We start from the raw sequence: 15,641 nt of genomic DNA, 5'->3' as shown, positions 1-15,641 counted from the left end.
GCTTTTTCCACCTATTTTGTTATAATTACGTTACTGTACACAGGCCACTGTACCGGGAGGCGTTTTCATGCTGAAAGCATGAAAATCCCGAGGCAGCCAGCGCGATATGAAGCAGAATGCTCCATATCTGTGCATCGCGAAGCGTGTTACTGGACACGGAGTGAACAATAACATATAATTACCTGTGTAAAGAGAAAATGGCAAGGAGAACAGATTTGAAAGAAGGATATTATTTGATCGGTGAAGTCAGTAAAATAACGGGAATATCAAAAGATACCCTGCATTTCTATAATAAGATCGGACTTCTGGTACCGGATTACATAGAGGAAAAGAACCAATACCGCTACTACTCCCGCTGGAATCTGTGGCAATTGGATATTATAACCACATGCCGCAAGCTGAGTGTGCCTTTGGACAAGGTAAAACAGATACTGGATTTTCATGACAACAGCAAGATCACACAGCTTCTGCTGGATTACAGAAATGAAGCCCTCCGGCTGAGCAGATATTATCAGCAGGTGGCGGAGGATATCCTGTGGTATGACGAGGAAAATAAAAGGGTCTCAAAAGCGATCCACTCCGATGTGGTAAAAAAGAAATGGCTGAAGGGGGAGACTGTGATCGCCGGCATAATGGCTGGGGACGGTACCTCCTATCACGCCAATCTGCAGGCTGCCGCCAAGGATGAACTTCGGTTTGCGGACACCATACAGAGAAAGTACGGATATATACTGGATCTGGAGGAAATGAAAAAGGGAAACATCTATAAATGCAGGGAATATCTGAAAATCGCGGACAGCAGCTATTCACACGTCAGCCCCGAAAATCTGCACGTCACACCAACAGGGGAGTATGCAGTCTGTATTGTCCGGATCATCCGGGAATCTGCGGATTTTGAACCGCTTTTTACCTGGATGGAAGAACACGGATATACAACAGATGCCGTGTATGCAGATGAACTGGGACTGCAGCTTTTTGACTACATAGATGATTATTACTGTGAAATAAAAGCTCATTTGATAAAAAAATAAAATAGCACTTGACTGTGTAGTTACTCCATCCTTTATTCTTTTTTCGTTGAGAAAGGATGGTTAAATATGAAACAGACACCTATATGGAAATTACTGCTCAAATTATCGCCTCCGGTTATGCTTGCCCTGCTGATCCAGTCTGTGTATAACATAGTGGACAGTTATTTTGTGGCAAAATACTCGGCGGAGGGCCTGACTGCCCTGTCAATTATTTTCCCCGTTCAGCTTCTGATGACTGCCGTGGCAACCGGGACCGGAACCGGCATCAACATTCTGGTTTCACGCATGGATGGAGCTGACGCAGAAGGTTCCCAGAATGATATTATAAAAAGCGGATTCTTTCTGGGGATCGTGAATTTTGCGGTGTTTGCCGCAATTGGACTGCCGGTATTGCATGTCTACTGCCGCTTTTCCTCTGACCAGCCTATGGTCCAGGCAGGGGGAATGCAGTACGGTGCCATTATCTTTCTGTTTTCCCTGGGCATGTTTGTGGAGGCCAATTGTACAAAAATACTGCAGGCAAGGGGAAATATGGTCCTTCCCATGTGCGCACAGATCTTGGGCGCAATGCTCAATATTGTGCTGGATCCGCTTCTGATCTTCGGAAAGTTTGGCTTTCCTGTTATGGGGATCCGGGGAGCTGCCATTGCCACTGTGATCGGTCAATGGAGTGCCATGGCGGTGGTCCTGATCTCAGTGCTGCGGCATGGTCCCTTAAAGGGCAGGATAAGAGCAAAAAGCTGTGTCCTGATCTATAAGACCGGGATGCCTGCCATTATCATGCAGTCCCTCTATACCCTGTATATGGTCGGCCTGAACCTGATCCTGAAGCAGTTTACAGAGGATGCCGTCACTGTGCTTGGCCTCTACTATAAACTACAGACTTTCTTCTTTATCCCCCTAATGGGGCTTCAGCAGGTCATCCTGCCTGTCATGAGCTTTAACTATGGAGCCGGAGAACATCGGCGTGTGAAAGATACACTCAAATATTCCGTCGCAGCCTCTGTCATCGTGATGGTACTTGGCTGCGGAATTTTCATGGCAGTGCCGGGCCAACTGCTTTCCATCTTTTCCGGAAAAAAAGAAATCCTGGAGATTGGCTGTACCGCGCTCCGCATAATTTCCCTGAGTTTTATTCCGGCAGCTTTTGTGATCATGCTGACTGTCTATTTCCAGGGGGTAAATATGGGAAAGGCAAGCATCCGTATTACTATACTGCGGCAGATCATACTTCTGGTGCCCTTGGCATGGATCTTTCATTTTAAAGGGCTCTCTTATGTATGGCTGACCTTTCCGGTAACAGAGCTGATCGCACTTGCGTTCTGCGTCCGCTTATATACCGGAAAAAGACCGGAGGATATACGGAAAGAAAAAACAGCGGCGGGTACATATGACTGCAGTGCGGTCTCAGACCTCTGACAGTTCTGTTGGGGATTGTGGCCGGTTTTTAAAGACTGCCCTAAACAGCAGTCTGGTAAGGGGACCTGCTGCAAACAGATTCCAAAGCAGGGCCATGGGAAAGTTTTTGATCAGAGTACCTGCCCATATGGCCGGAAGCTGGCTTACCGGTGCATGAGCCAGTATCAGATTGAAAAGTATGGCAGCAGTCAGGCTCATAGTGGGGCACATAATGAAAACAGTACAGCTGGATATTACCACAGTGATGAAAAACGGATTATCCTTCTCTGAACGGATGATCCGCGCTGCCAGTTTGTGCCCGATTCTGTTCCCCCATAAATTAGAAAACAGGAATACAAATATCCACATATAAGACGCTTCTGCCAAGGCGTCCAGGAACACCTGGTTTGTCATGTTACTGAAGCCTCCCGCCATGGTGTTATACCCCATTTTAACGGCAATGTTATAGACTTCCATCCCGTAGGCCATGGTCATGGACATGATGATCCCGAAAATAATTCCCTGAAACTTTGTTTTGGGCATAATAATAAGTCCTCCTCTTTTTGATGAGAAAAAGGCGTAATCACAGAGGTTACCTCATAGACTACGCCTTGGAGACTTATTTCTATTGATACCGCAAACCATGCACCGGTTGGGAACATGAAGATCACAGCCATTTTCTTGTTGTCAGCCGTTATTTTAGCAGAAATTTTCTCGTTTGTCAAAGGGAGAGAAGAAAATTTATTCTGAGAACCGGATACGCTCAATCATACTCTGCTTTCTGAAATTCTTCATGATCAGATAGGTCAGAAGAATCTGGATGACAAGGATAACGGCCACCAGAATCACCGTCTGCATGACCGGATAATGGTATGCGACGATACCGAACATCCTGTGTTCTTTTGCATATAAAAAGGTAAGATAGCCGAGGATATTTCCAATCCCCAGGGAGAACAAAAGGGTTCCCGCCGTGTAGAAGATACCCTCCATCTGGAGCATGCGCACCATCTGTTTTTCAGAGAGGCCGATGGCCTGCATGATGCCCAGTTCTCTTCTTCTCACATAGATACTGTTGACCATGGTGTTGATCAGGTTCATAATACCCACACCACTCAGAACGATCATGAATACATAGCAGAGCTGGGAGGTAAAACGGGTATTTTTCTCATTGTACGCTACTTCATCCTCATAGCTTTTCAGGTTAAGCAGCCCTGATTCTTTTATGAGTGCCTGGAGCTGTGTTTCAGCATTTTTCAGTTCCCTGCCGCTTGCAGCTATGGACCAGTAATAATCCATATCAAATCCGGCCAGTTCTTTGATCACGGAATCAGGCAGGGCAAGAAAAGCAAAATGGTTCAGTCCATACGGCATATCAGCAATAGCCGCGATCTCAAATGTTTTTTCAACCGGATCATTTCCGGAAGTGATGGAAATGCGGACCGTATCTCCTATTTCGGTGCCGGGCATATAACTCTGCATATTTTTGTCTATGAGGATTTTATCCCCCTGCTGCAGCTCCTCATAAGTACAGGAACCCTCCACGATGGATTTTTCCATTCTGTCTGCATATTCCTCCGGTATTCCGATTATGCCTGTCTTCCATATGTCATCTCCATCCATATGATCCGGGAGCTCCACATCTAAACGACTGGATTTTGTGATCTTCTCTACACCTGGTATGGCAAGCACCTGCTTTTCAAAATCCGGGTTCAGAGGATTATTCTGGCAGATGGCGGACCATTCCAATTCCGGATGCATCTTATCTCCAGAAGTGCTGTCTACCGATAAAATAAAGTCATCAAAAATGGAATCTCTTGCAATCTCTTTTGGTTCTAAACAGGACAGGATAGTGGAAATTACCATAAAAAGGATTCCTATCAGACTCAGGGTCACGATGGTCATGATCGTGCGCTTTTTGTTTCTTGAAAGATTGGCTCCTGTCAGATGGATCAGGTTCATTTCCAGGTGGCCTTTACGAACTTTTTTCTTTGTTTTTATACTTCCGTCATACCGCATGGCTTCCACTGGGGAGATCTTGGACGCGATCTGCATGGGGCGAAGCAGGGCAAGCGCTACGGTGAGTAACGTGACAACTACAGCCATAACATACATCCATGGTTTTAACAGGACAATCTCATGATTGTTGACCAGTTCTTTAATTACCGCAGCCATGGCGTCATCGGGACTGAACACAGTAGTCAGATACCGGTATCCCACGGTGGAAAAAATGCTTCCTGCAATTAATCCGGCCGGTACCGCGATACAGGCCGTCAGCATTCCTTCCCGAAAGACGATCTGCCGTATCTGTTTTTTGGTGGCACCCAATGCCTTTATTTTGCCAAATTCCTGCACTTTATATATCATGGAAATATAGTAAAGGCTGTAAATGGTCATGATGCCTGCCAAGATGACAATAAGAAGGATTCCTGCGATTCCTGTATACAGGGAAGGGTCTTTATAGTTGGCAGCAAGGTAGAGGGAATTATCAACTACATCTGCTTCGGAAATACCCAGCTCTTTTGCTAAATCACCGTATATTTCTTCGATATCCGTGGTGTTCATGGAATCTTCGGCTGCGATCCGAAGCATCACCCTGTATTTGCGCACATCCCCAGGCTGTTCCTGCTCCATAAAATCTTTGGAGACCATGGCGGAATACATATTGGAATCATCGTTCTCTTTTGGTGAGGGGAGCAGTCCGGTGATAACAAAACTTTGTTTCTTCTCAAATCCGATGCCATCCCCTTCCACTGGCTGATAGGGCAGTTCTATAGTGTCCCCGATATCTGCTGTGATCCCTAATATCTTTAAAAGCGCGTCGGATACGACGATCTCATTTCGGTTTTCGGGAAAGGAACCTTTCTCCAGCTTTATTTTGCCTAACTTCCGGGCTGTCTCATCCATGTAGACCATGACAGCGGTGCCATCCGGTACCGGTATCTGCGCCGGGTCCTGGCGGAGGCCCATGGTTTCCACTTCTGCTCTGTGGGAAAGTTCCTCCGCGGTATTGATATCCACATTTCGGTACATGACATGAAATGTGGGGTAAATTTTGTTGGCAGCTGCCATCTCCAAATCTACAGTGCCAAGCCCAAGTGCTGGAACCACAAAGATAAGGATCGTGGTCAGGAAGATGGCAATGCCTGCCATGATATTCTTTCCTTTGTTCTGTTTGAAGTTGGAGAGTGCCGTTTGGTTTATTGTGTTCATTGGCTCACCACCTTACCGTCCTCAATGACAAGGACCCTGTCAGCCATCTGCGCGATGGTCTCGTCATGGGTGATCATCACCAATGTCTGCCCGTATTCGTTTACACAGGACTTTAAAAGAGAGATGACTTCCAGTTCCGTCCTGGAATCCAGGTTTCCGGTTGGCTCATCTGCCAGAATGATGGCTGGTTTGGCAGCAAGGGCACGGGCAATGGCAGCTCTCTGCTGCTGCCCTCCCGAGAGGGTATTGGGCAGGGATTTCAGTTTGTCCGCGATGCCGATACGCTCGGTAAGGTCTTTAACAAATGTATGGTCCACTTTCTTTTTGTCTAAGCCCATGGGGAGCACTATATTTTCCCAGACATTGAGAGAGGGGATCAGATTATAGTTCTGGAAAATAAATCCGATTTTTCTTCTCCGGAATACAGCCAGCTCCTCGTCTTTTAAATCAAATACGCTCTTTCCTTCTATCAGGACTTTGCCGCTGTCCGGGCGGTCCAGCGCACCCAGCATATGCAGCAGTGTACTTTTTCCGGAACCGGAACGGCCTACAATGGCGGTAAATTCCCCTCGTTGTATGGTCATGGTGGTGTGGTCTATGGCTTTCACCAGATTATCCCCGCTGCCGTAATATTTGCATAAGTCTTTTGTTTCCAATAGCATTGATTTCATAGGGGTTCTCCTTGTTTTGTGCTTTATTTGTAACTACATGGATTTTTGCCTGTAACTGTGAAGGTACTGAACAGTTACCTTTATTTTATCTTTATTTTACACGGGCATTCTTACAAAAGCATTTCAGACAGGATAACAGATTTGTAAGAATGCACTCCACAGCCGAGAAAAATCTATGCAGAAATATAAAAAAGCTGCCTGTATGAGCAGCCTTTTTGTATTTCTGCATGATAGGCAGTTTGCGGTGAAATTCAGCAGGTCTTGTACTGGGGTTTCGGGAAGGTAATCTGGAATATACTCCCCTTTTTTCCTTTCTTTACGCAGATACTTCCGCCTTGTTCTTCCAGTATTTTCCGAGTGAGATAAAGCCCTACGCCTGAGCCGTCAACTTCCTGGACAAAAGACGTCCTGCCGCGGTAGAATCGTTTGAATATCTGCCCTCTCTCCTCTCTCGGAATCCCAATCCCTTCATCTTCTATTTCGATGAGGAAATAGCTGACCATGGGGTCCACACGGATATCTATGGCACTGTCCGGTGCCGAATATTTTACAGCGTTGTCAAGAACATTTACTAGTGCCTCCTGGGTCCAGCGGGGGTCCTGAATGATTTCCTCATCCCGGAATTCATTGACAGATAAGGTTATATGCTTCTGGTAAGCTTTCATATATACACTGCTGACAGCACCCTGGATCGTCTTTTTTAAGCTGGCTTTTACAGGCTCCAGACGGATCATATTGGTCTCCAGGCGGGAGAGCTGAACCAGGGATTTTGTGAGATTTTCTAATTTCGTCACTTCATTTTTCCCTTGCATGAGAAAGGATTGCTGTTCTTCTTTTGTAAAGCTGCTGGTGTCCGCGATCTCATAGCACATTTTCAGAGAGGCAAGGGGCGTCTTTAACTGATGGGAAATATCTGTGACCAGTGTTTTTGTCTCTGCAGCCTCACGTTCTATCTGGGACCGCAGCAGATTGTTCTCCTCTTTCAATTGGGTGGTCTTATCTTTCAGCTCAAAGATTTTGAGTTCTGCCCGGCTCTGGAGCTTATTCTGGTATAAGATCAGAAAAGCAAGCAGAAGGGCAAAAAAGACGGCAGTCAGCAGCGGTACCGGCAAAAATGAAATGATGGAAGAGGGAAAGGCTGTAAATCTGCCGCTGTAACCGTGTCTGGCTTCCGCTTCTCTGCCTGCGGCAAGGGCCTTTTGGGGGTCAATCTCTGTTTTACCTTCTACGATGCTGGTATATTCGCCTGTTGTGTCAGGGGCCGCAAGGATAAGTCTGCCTAAAAGCTCCTGTTTTTCTGTATATACGGTATCTATCCAGCGAAATGCAGTGTGTAGAGTTCCCAAAAGGATAACTGCCAGTAATCCCAGAAAGATGATCATTCTTTTGTTACGTCCTTTGTCCATATGTATCCCATTCCTCTCACATTTTGTATAGCGTCACATTCCAGCCTGGACTTGAGACGGCTGATATTGACGGGTATGGTGTTGTCGTCCACAAACTGGCCGTCTATATCCCACACAGCTTCCGCAATCTGTTCTTTAGAAAAAATCTGCTGGGGATTTTCCAGGAAAAAGATCAGCAGCTGCAGTTCTTTTTTACTGAGGGACAAAAGTTCCCCGCTTTTCCAGACTTTCATTTCCTGCAGGGATACACGGATATTACCACAGATAAAGGCAGAGGTTTTGGCAGTCTCAACTCTTTTCATAAACGCATGGACCTTGGAAACCAGGACCATCAGACTAAACGGTTTTGTAATGTAATCGTCAGCACCTATATCATAGCCGGTGACAATATCAATCTCCTGGTCCAGGGCAGTCAGGAAAAGGATATAGACCTTGCTCCTCTCTCTTACTTTGCGGCAGAAATCCAGGCCGCTGCCCTCCTTTAAGTTGATATCACTGATGATCAGGTGGATTTCATTATTCTCAAAAAGTTCTTCCGCTTTGGAGGCACCGAAGGCAGAAAGTACATGATACCCCTCCTTTTCCAGGCGCATGGATATTCCCCGGTTCAGATTTTCATCGTCCTCCAGAAGCAATATGGTCTTTTTCAACAGTATTCTCCTCTTTTCTTTTGATAGTCTGATTATAGTGTAATTCCCGTAAATTTGTCAATCGGCATTCCCTCTTTACGGCAGCAGCGTATCCAGATGTTACTGTTTACAGACCAATGTCCCGGAAGGTATTTTCCAAAAGGGATGCCGGGCGATGCGCAGCAAAATCCCGAGTTGGCCAGCGCCAAGATGCAATTCCTTGCATTTTGTACCCTAAAGGGCAGAACTGTGCATCGCGAAACGCGTTACTGTGCAAAGAATTACCTTTATAGTATACTGTGAACAGTAGCATCCAAATATTTCAGCCAGAAACAAAGCGGGAAAAACAGCCAGAAAACCCGTTCCTGTACAAGTGCGCTGCCATCAGGTACATAAAAAACAGCAAAAGAAAAAGAAAGCAGGAGAAAAAATACAGTCATAGCTGCAAGACCACACAGATTTTTTATCTTGACCCTGATAAGAAAAAGAGTTCCCAGCAGAGCGGCTCCCAGGCCGGATAATACGGATTTCAGAAAATCCATAAAATAGTGCAGCTCTGGGGTGCTTTTTTCTGTTGTCCAAAGCAGAGATATCTCTTCCGTTTTTTGTTTCAGCAGATCAGACCAGAATTCAAAATCAGACCATTTGGAGGGCAGCATCTCTCTTGGTATGCGGATGTCTAGATCTAAGATCCAGATACAGGCCACGGCGCTCAAAAGAACTAGGATAAGCAGTAAAAATATGGACTTTATGCTGCCATAAGCTCTGATTTTCACAAATATCCTAAAAAGGAGCAGAAACAGTGTAAGGGAGATCAGGATACGAAGCAGACCCCTTGTCAGGATCCCGTATAAATGCAGTGGGATCCGTATTCCCTGTAGGCCTGTACTGCTTGAAAAACGGCGGATGGTCTCCTGCACATTTTCTTCATCGGAGATTCTAAGAGAAGCACGGTCGAGAACAGCTTTTGTATCCTGATCTGCCTGTACCAGTACCGTGCCGCTGTCTCCGTACAGGATTCCCGCCACCTCATATTCTCTGCTGCCGATCATAAGCTTCTCCCCACATATCGCTGTACTTCCGTACAGTTTCATGGAAACTTTTTCGTCGATCAAGCAGCTTTTGGTATCACCGGAATCAAGGATACGGCTTCCGGACATGACCAGGTCTGAATTGCCGGAAACGGTGATCAGACTGGCGTCCGCGGCTCTGTTTAGGTTCGGCACGGTAATAGGGACATTTTTTGACTCACCCCAAAGGGTGAAAAGAAATTCGGATTCTCCTGTTTCATCCGGCAGCGCTTCTGTCTGCAGGATACAAGTGTCTTTCCCCGTATCCGTTTGTCCGTACAGCAGAGTCTGCGCAAGGCATATGAAACATCCGGCTCCCAGCAGGAGTGTTGTCATATACCCTGCGATTCTCCTCATTCGTCCTCCAGGCGTATGCGGTCGCCTGCTTTTATGTTCTTTTGGGAGGAGAGGATGATTTTACTGTTTCCGCTTAAGTCATCGTTTTTTAAAGCTGCCTTGTCCTTGTTTTTTTCCAAAACCTCCACCTCGGCCCGGACTGCCGTAAGTTCGGTTCCCAGTATATTTTCCCTCTCCTCTGCAAGGAGCACAAAATATTTATTATCTTCTGTTCGGAGTGCTTCGAGAGGGACCACGCAGGAGTAGACAGCGGACTTCTTTTCTGCATAAAGCACTGCGTTCTCATCCGCATCAAATTCTCCATTGGAAATGTCTGCGGTGATGTCTGTCAGTTCAGGATTTTCTTTATTTTCACTCAACGAATGAATGGTAAGTCCTTCCGCTGTTTTTTTTCCGTCCGGTGATCTTAAAGTGATCCCGTCACCGTTTGAAATGATCTCTGCCTCCTCTTTTGACAAGGATGCCGTAAATCTGCATCCGGAGGAGATGTCTGCCAGTGTGACGCAGCTTCCCTCCACGGTTGTGCTTCCCGCTTCCACGCCGAGTTTTCTCACAATCCCTTCCGCGGGGGAACATACCTGCCCTTCCGCCTCCAAAATTGCGGTATACTTCTCCTGTTCCATCTGCAGTGTCTTCAGATCCATTTCCGTGGTTTTTGGCGTACTGTCGGGGGCAGTGGGTTTCCGGGTATCTTCTATTTTACGCTGTGCGACGGTAAGCCCCTCCTCCTGCTGCCGCAGGGCATCCTCATAGGCATTCTGCGCCTGCGTATAAGCATCTTCAAGCATTTGCCGCTCTTCCTCTCTCGACTGCCCTTCAAGGGCCGATCTGGACGCCTGATAGTCCTCCAGGGCTTGTTCTGCGGCAGTGCAGGCTTCCCGGGCGGACTGGAAAGCGTTTTCGCTCTCCTTCACGTCATTTTCCAGCTCACTTAAGAATTCCTGTGGTTTCCGGTCTGCTTTTGCCTGTTCCAGAAGTTCTTTTTTCTGCTCTGCATCTGTCTGGGCCTGCTCCAGAAGCTGGCTTTTTTCTTCGCAGGCTCTTTGCAGTTCTTCCTCCACAGAGTCGGGACTGGCTTCCGAACCTTCCGTGCTCTGGCTGTCAAAGGCATCCAGTCGGTCTTCCGCCTCTGTCAAAGCCTCCCATGCCCGCTGTACCTGGGCGTCCGCTGCATCTGCAGTTTGGCTGTAGTCTTCCTCAGCTCTGTTTTGCTCCCTACTTTTTTCCTGCTGTTCCAGACTGTTTTTTTCCCGGCTGTCCTTTAGCGCAAGCTTTAATTTTTCAATCTCCCGGTCTTTTAACAGTATTTTTTCTGCCAGATCCTCTGTGTCCAGCTCAAACAGTATGTCCTGTGGGGAAACATGGTCCCCCTCGCTGACAAGAACTTTTTTTACACGGATGCCGGGAACCGTATGGACTGCCTGCTGCTGCTTCTCTTTTACTGTTCCTGCTGCAGTCACCTTATATTCCAGGGCGGTCTTTTCAGGAGCTGTACATGTGACCACAGGCGTAATGAGATTGGTGGCTGCCCGGGACAATACGGTAAGTAAGATCATGGCTGTCAGAAATACTACAAGAGCCTGGCCGGCCTTTTTTTGTATATTTGCCAGATGCTTTTCGTTTTGGATCATGATTATATTCCTCTCTACTCTTTTACTGCGGCGGCCACGATCCCCTGTTCCAGATAATCCTGGCCGCACAGGAACACCAACAGGGCAGGAAGTAAAGTCACTACAGAAGCGGCAAAGGAAATTCCGGCTTTTTCCGGAGTGATCAAAGGAAGATACAGGGAAAGAGGCCAAAGCTTTTTACTTTTCAGAAATGTCATGGGCTGTTCTATCAGATTCCAGGATTCCAGAAAACTCAGAACAACAGCCGAGACAATACCGGATGAGCCAAGGGGCAGCCCTATATGAAAGAATATGGCCCTCTCTCCCGCTCCGTCTATTCTCGCCGCATCCATGAGCGCCTGGGGTACACCACAGAAAAAACGGTACATGATAAAGACGGGAAAGGTGGAGAAGGCCCCCGGAAGGATGACTGCCCAGAGTGTGTCCGTGAGCTTTATCTTGGAGAGAACCAGATAGCCGGACAGCATGGTCACCTGGAATGGCATCATCATAAGCAATATGTATAAGGAGAATAACAGTTTTTTTAAGGGAAAATCATATTTTGCAAATCCCCATGCAGCAGGGATCCCGCACAATAACTGCCCTGCCAGGATTCCCCCGGAAAGGAGCACAGAATTCCAAAACATATGGAAATATTCAGGGGAATCCAGAAGGAGCTGCACATAATGCCTGAGTGTAGGCATAAGGGGCAGAAAGCTCCAGGTCATTGGCTTCGTACCAAGCCCCAGGGCTGCACCAAGATGAGATTTTAATTCACCGCTCCCCATAAGCGAGCCGGTGAAGAGAAAAAATATAGGGTAACAGACAGCCATGCCCAGAAGAAGCAGCAGGAATCCGGTTATTTTTTTACTCATTTTCATTACTCCTCACAGTTCCAGGCACGCTGCAGCAAAAAGACAAAGACAATGATCACAAGGACCATCAGAACCGCCGCTGCTGCCAGCTTGTCAAAATCCATTTCCCGGAACCAGTTGTTAAACAGATGCTGTAAAAGGTACATGCTTTCATCGGGATAATCCCCGGCGGCCAGATATCCCTCCCGGAATACTTTAAAAGAGTTTAAAAAAGACAGAACCGTGATGGTGTAAAGGACCGGTTTCAAATTGGGAAGAGTGATCTTCCAGAAACAAATCCACGCCCCTGCCCCGTCTGTCCTGGCTGCCTCGTACAGGCTGTAGGGAACGCCGGACAATCCGGCCATCCATAGCACAATGTCGTATCCCAGGTTTTTCCAGATATAGCTGAATACCAGTATCCAGAAGGCGTATTCGGAATTCATCCAGTCCACGGGAGTCTGCCCCATTTTTTCTATCATGATGCTGAGATATCCTTCCGCGTGGAACGCCACCCTCCATAAAAGGACCACAGAGGCCACAGGAACCGCCATGGGAAGCAGGAAAGCGGATTTCAGAAAACTGCCCAGTATTCCCTGCCTGTGCAGAAATACACTGATAAAAAGGGATAAGCACACAAGGAGGGGGATACAGATTCCGGTGAAACGCAGGGTGTTTTTTGCTGCCAGCCAAAAGGCCGGGGTTTGGAAAAGCGTTTTATAATTTTCCAAACCCGTCCATCCCCTTGTGACCGCGCTCTGGAAAGAGCGCAGTGTCACGTCCAGAAAGGGGACAAGGACAAAGAAGCAGACACCTGCAAAACTGGGCAGGATGAACAGGATTCCCGTCAGGGCATATTTTTTTCTCTTCATAGGGATCACTCCGCCAGATAGAGATTGAGTTTTTTCAGGATCGCGTCAACCGTATCGGTAACGGACGCTTCACCGGAAAGACATTTGATGCCCTCTGTGATAACGGTCCTGTTTATCATTTCATCTGTGACGGTGGGGGTTGTAAGCGTGTCCATCACATCTTTCATGGCGTTTATTTCCTCCTCTGTGGGTGAAATAAATTCCATATCAAACGAGCTTCCATCCACATCATTTTCTACGTGGCGCATTCCAAGCGGATAATTGGAAGGCATTTTCAGCTTGTCGGCAAAAGCTGTTTTGTTTACTGGCCAGGAGGATAAGGCGGAACTTTGCTGTCCTTCTTTTAAAAGATATCGGATGAAATCTTTGGCAATTTCTCCGCTGCCGGTTTTGGAGCTGATGCCCACAGGGGCAATCGGGATAAATACATCTGCGGACTGGCCCGGTGCGCTTTTGTAGCTGCCGTCACCAAGGTATTTTGCCATGTTCAGGACGTTAGCCAGGCCTTCCACATTCATGAGGTTTCCCAGGGTAATATGGGAGTCCGTGTGGCCCATTTCCAATGCATTAAGCGAGGCGCTAGTCATAAAGGGCGTTATATCCAGGAGCTGTGTATCGGAAATAAGCGGGGACTCATACTCATCGGGTGCATTCTGTGCGTCCGCGATTTTTTTTGCATTTTCAAAGAAGTCCGTTAGTTTCTCTTGGTCCATGGTGCCGTCCTCTGCGATCCAGGAGGGGGAGGAGGAGGGGAGCAGCGCCAGTAAAAGCGTGGTATTTGTCATAGTTCCCAGGACGTGGGAAACCTCCGGGCGGTCAGCCCTCTCCTGCTCTGCCGCCAGGGCAAGATCATCCAGATTTTTAATATTGGACAGTAAAGACTGCTTTCCAATCAAAAGAGGTACCGCAAAACTGGTAGGCACCGCACAGACAGCACCGTCTGATTTATAGGCATCCGTGATATTGGTAAAAAGGCCTTCTTCTTTGTCTGTTTCTTTCAAAATATCCTGAATATCCATTAGCAGTCCCTTTTCCGTATAGGAGGAGATGGGAAGACCGTCCAGCATCAGGATATCAGGTCCTTCTCCGGCCATAATATTTGTGTTCAGAGTCTTCAGCGCATCTGTCCTTGTCACCGCATCGTCTCCTGTCATGCCGGTTTCGTATTCCAGCATCACATCCGGATGTCCGCTTTGAAAGGATGTGATAAGCTGACGGACATAAGGTGTGTCATACAGAGAATATACGGTAAGGGTGTGCTCCGGTTTCACAGATGCGTTGGCATCATAGACGTAACGGAACATCCGCTCCTGACCGTCTATATAATAATGGATGACAACAGTTCCGTCCGTCAGTACAGTAGTGTTTACAACAGAGGATACAGGACTGTTCATCTGTCCCATGGAACCGGTGAAAATTTTCTCCGCAGCAGTCCCGTCTGTCATAAAACGGTAAATACCGGATTGGTTAATAAAATACAGAGATTTCCCGTCAGCACCCGGCATGGAAACGCCAATATCGGATAATTCATTCTGCAGAAAATCACCCAGAGCTTCCTGCTCTCCTTTTTCCTCCTGCGTTTCCAGGTCATATACTGTGACTTTTGTGTTATCATATTCAATATTGCCGTCATCCGTAATATCCATATCCCTTGAAATGGTGTACAGGCTGTCACCTGCACAGACATATGAGGTATCTCCCATGATCTCCTCTCCCTGTACCACTTCTTTTTCAAAGGTATGCTTAAGCTGAAAGGTTTCCCCATCCAACTGGTAGAGATTTTCAAAGTCTGCACATAAAAAATCCCCAAAATCGGTAAAGTAAGCAAACCCCATGGACTGCCTCATGGCTGACTGCCCGGATTCATCCGCATTTTCGGCGGGAAGTTCCGTATCTACCGTTTGGATCGTTCCGTCCGTCTGTACCAGCTTGTATACGGTCTGCTCTCCTCTTGTTCCATAGAATATCCTTCCGTCCCCGGCTATGGAAAGAAACTCTAATCCGTATTCTACGGACAGGTCATCTTTCATCTCCTGGGGCATCTCCTGCCAGGGCGTCCAGGTTTCGCCTTTGTCAGCGGAATCAAAGATGCCTGTCCTTGCGGCAATCCTCAGGTTTCCGTTATCCAGTCCCTTCATCTCCAGGATAACATCATCCGGTGCGATCCACTCTTCGCTGCTGCTGCCTGTAGTTCGGAAAATGTCCGTGTTGTCAAACTTTATCTCCTGTTCCACATACCTGCCCTTTGGTACACTGCTGCTTTTGGTATCTCCTTTTTTTTCAGCCTGCTGTTCTTTTTCACCACATGCAGCCAAGGATGCGGCCAGTGTTATGATAAGTGCGGCTGAGATCATTTTTGTCCACTTTTTATTCATGTATCAATCTATCCTTTCCTAAATACTCCCTGTAAGACCGGTCTTCTTACAAAAGCCAGTATAACACAGCAAACCTCTACACATCATCTATTCAATCTCTAATTTCAATCTAATTCCTGAAAAACAGTGTCTAATCACAGGGGAAAATGCTATACTAA

12 protein-coding genes are annotated in these 15,641 nt (G+C 47.0%); 2 read left to right on the top strand and 10 right to left on the bottom strand.

The annotated features are described in order from the left end of the window. The first annotated feature begins 215 nt into the window (after positions 1-215). Together C6P39_RS23550 and C6P39_RS23545 are read left to right on the top strand one after the other, a co-directional pair. Entirely contained in the window at positions 216-1,031 is an 816-nt protein-coding gene (locus C6P39_RS23550) for a MerR family transcriptional regulator (protein ID WP_095173076.1), read from the top strand. Positions 1,032-1,097: 66 nt separating this feature from the next. After that, positions 1,098-2,450, top strand: coding sequence for an MATE family efflux transporter (locus tag C6P39_RS23545; protein ID WP_104805386.1), 1,353 nt, complete (start codon positions 1,098-1,100; stop codon positions 2,448-2,450). Here the strand turns inward: C6P39_RS23545 and C6P39_RS23540 are convergent. The 10 genes from C6P39_RS23540 to C6P39_RS23495 all read right to left on the bottom strand — a co-directional run bounded on the left by C6P39_RS23540 (position 2,439) and on the right by C6P39_RS23495 (position 15,483). Beyond that, positions 2,439-2,972, bottom strand: a complete 534-nt coding sequence (locus C6P39_RS23540) for a DUF2798 domain-containing protein (protein ID WP_104805385.1) — start codon at positions 2,970-2,972, stop codon at positions 2,439-2,441. The genes C6P39_RS23545 and C6P39_RS23540 overlap by 12 nt on opposite strands. A gap of 198 nt (positions 2,973-3,170) precedes the next feature. Further along, complete coding sequence (locus tag C6P39_RS23535; RefSeq protein WP_104805384.1) at positions 3,171-5,639, bottom strand: ABC transporter permease; 2,469 nt, start codon at positions 5,637-5,639, stop codon at positions 3,171-3,173. Beyond that, complete coding sequence (locus tag C6P39_RS23530; RefSeq protein ID WP_095173080.1) at positions 5,636-6,310, bottom strand: ABC transporter ATP-binding protein; 675 nt, start codon at positions 6,308-6,310, stop codon at positions 5,636-5,638. Before C6P39_RS23530 ends, C6P39_RS23535 begins: the two co-directional genes overlap by 4 nt. Before the next feature lie 251 nt (positions 6,311-6,561). After that, entirely contained in the window at positions 6,562-7,716 is a 1,155-nt protein-coding gene (locus C6P39_RS23525; protein ID WP_104805383.1) for a sensor histidine kinase, read from the bottom strand. Next, positions 7,689-8,366 carry a response regulator transcription factor gene (locus C6P39_RS23520; RefSeq protein ID WP_095173082.1) on the bottom strand — a complete coding sequence of 226 codons (678 nt, stop codon included), beginning with the start codon at positions 8,364-8,366 and terminating at the stop codon, positions 7,689-7,691. Before C6P39_RS23520 ends, C6P39_RS23525 begins: the two co-directional genes overlap by 28 nt. A gap of 266 nt (positions 8,367-8,632) precedes the next feature. Further along, positions 8,633-9,772: an ABC transporter permease gene (locus C6P39_RS23515; RefSeq protein WP_104805382.1), complete on the bottom strand. Its 1,140-nt coding sequence runs from the start codon at positions 9,770-9,772 to the stop codon at positions 8,633-8,635. Next, positions 9,769-11,403, bottom strand: a complete 1,635-nt coding sequence (locus C6P39_RS23510) for a biotin/lipoyl-binding protein (RefSeq protein WP_104805381.1) — start codon at positions 11,401-11,403, stop codon at positions 9,769-9,771. Before C6P39_RS23510 ends, C6P39_RS23515 begins: the two co-directional genes overlap by 4 nt. Before the next feature lie 14 nt (positions 11,404-11,417). Continuing rightward, on the bottom strand, positions 11,418-12,257 hold the full coding sequence (locus C6P39_RS23505; protein ID WP_095173085.1) for a carbohydrate ABC transporter permease: 840 nt from the start codon (positions 12,255-12,257) through the stop codon (positions 11,418-11,420). A 5-nt stretch (positions 12,258-12,262) separates the two neighbouring features. Continuing rightward, a complete protein-coding gene (locus C6P39_RS23500) occupies positions 12,263-13,108 on the bottom strand; it encodes a carbohydrate ABC transporter permease (RefSeq protein ID WP_104805380.1) in 846 nt (281 codons plus the stop codon). A gap of 5 nt (positions 13,109-13,113) precedes the next feature. Next, complete coding sequence (locus C6P39_RS23495; RefSeq protein WP_104805379.1) at positions 13,114-15,483, bottom strand: ABC transporter substrate-binding protein; 2,370 nt, start codon at positions 15,481-15,483, stop codon at positions 13,114-13,116. Between the last annotated feature and the right edge of the window lie 158 nt (positions 15,484-15,641).

This window comes from Blautia marasmi (assembly GCF_900258535.1).
Taxonomy (GTDB): domain Bacteria; phylum Bacillota; class Clostridia; order Lachnospirales; family Lachnospiraceae; genus Blautia; species Blautia hominis.
This window is presented reverse-complemented; position numbering and strand designations above follow the sequence as displayed.

Excerpts from the sequence above, each read along its gene's own strand:
- C6P39_RS23545 (WP_104805386.1), top strand. The coding sequence starts at position 1,098 with ATGAAACAGACACCTATATGGAAATTACTGCTCAAATTATCGCCTCCG.
- C6P39_RS23540 (WP_104805385.1), bottom strand. The coding sequence starts at position 2,972 with ATGCCCAAAACAAAGTTTCAGGGAATTATTTTCGGGATCATCATGTCC.
- C6P39_RS23535 (WP_104805384.1), bottom strand. The coding sequence starts at position 5,639 with ATGAACACAATAAACCAAACGGCACTCTCCAACTTCAAACAGAACAAA.
- C6P39_RS23530 (WP_095173080.1), bottom strand. The coding sequence starts at position 6,310 with ATGAAATCAATGCTATTGGAAACAAAAGACTTATGCAAATATTACGGC.
- C6P39_RS23525 (WP_104805383.1), bottom strand. The coding sequence starts at position 7,716 with ATGGACAAAGGACGTAACAAAAGAATGATCATCTTTCTGGGATTACTG.
- C6P39_RS23515 (WP_104805382.1), bottom strand. The coding sequence starts at position 9,772 with ATGAGGAGAATCGCAGGGTATATGACAACACTCCTGCTGGGAGCCGGA.
- C6P39_RS23510 (WP_104805381.1), bottom strand. The coding sequence starts at position 11,403 with ATGATCCAAAACGAAAAGCATCTGGCAAATATACAAAAAAAGGCCGGC.
- C6P39_RS23505 (WP_095173085.1), bottom strand. The coding sequence starts at position 12,257 with ATGAGTAAAAAAATAACCGGATTCCTGCTGCTTCTTCTGGGCATGGCT.
- C6P39_RS23500 (WP_104805380.1), bottom strand. The coding sequence starts at position 13,108 with ATGAAGAGAAAAAAATATGCCCTGACGGGAATCCTGTTCATCCTGCCC.
- C6P39_RS23495 (WP_104805379.1), bottom strand. The coding sequence starts at position 15,483 with ATGAATAAAAAGTGGACAAAAATGATCTCAGCCGCACTTATCATAACA.